The 745-nt window shown below is 44.3% G+C and carries 1 protein-coding gene; it reads right to left on the minus strand.

Annotation, left to right across the window (positions count from 1 at the left end; genetic code table 11):
• Positions 1-680, minus strand: a 680-nt coding sequence (gspL, locus tag A3729_RS08595; protein ID WP_231877388.1) for a type II secretion system protein GspL, incomplete at its 3' end; no start/stop codon positions are given.
• Positions 681-745: the final 65 nt, after the last annotated feature.

Genomic DNA, 745 nt, shown 5'->3' on the forward strand with positions numbered 1-745 from the left:
GGGTACTGCTCTATTTGAGCAAGCAACATCTTAGCCGCTTCCATATAGTCAGCTGCAACCCAAACCTTCATCGAAAGCTCGCGTGCTTCCTCATCTTCACTTGGCGCAAGAAAAACACTGTCTAAATATGGAATGAGGTTATCAGGCTTTAAGGAAATCATCTTTCCTTCGAGAGAACGAACGATTACTGAGCCGCTAGACAAACAAAGACTAAGGTCATCTTCAGCAATAGGCAGACACTGCGCATCGAGATACACGCCAGCTAAAGGAATATCGGCCATTTCGCTATTAAAAGACTGAAAATTTGACTCGAACAAAGAGTGGTCGATATTAATGACCGAGTAAGCGCCTCGTTTGCTTTTTGGCCCCAAACAAATATGTATTTGCTCAATATCTTGCGCAACCTGCTCTTCTACTGCAAAGGGTAGCGCTTGCTGCAGGTAACGAGCCTGACCTCCTGGCAGACTCACTTCGCTTACAAAGGCGGCTGAAGAAGGCCAAAGCGCAATCAGTTCAACATTCTCGATACCATTCTGCATTAAGGTCTGATCGATTATTTCCAGACTCGAACGCGCGCCATATTTAAGTTGCTCACCAGCAATATCATAGAGCGCCCATTCATATAACGCTCCTTCTACCTGATGTACTTTATGTGGCCTTACAAACAATGTATTTGGCATGAGTTTACTCTATCTGTTTTGAACGACGCTAATCGTTTTATTATAGCGCCACTTGCTCTTTGGTA

Source organism: Oleiphilus sp. HI0043 (assembly GCF_001634935.1).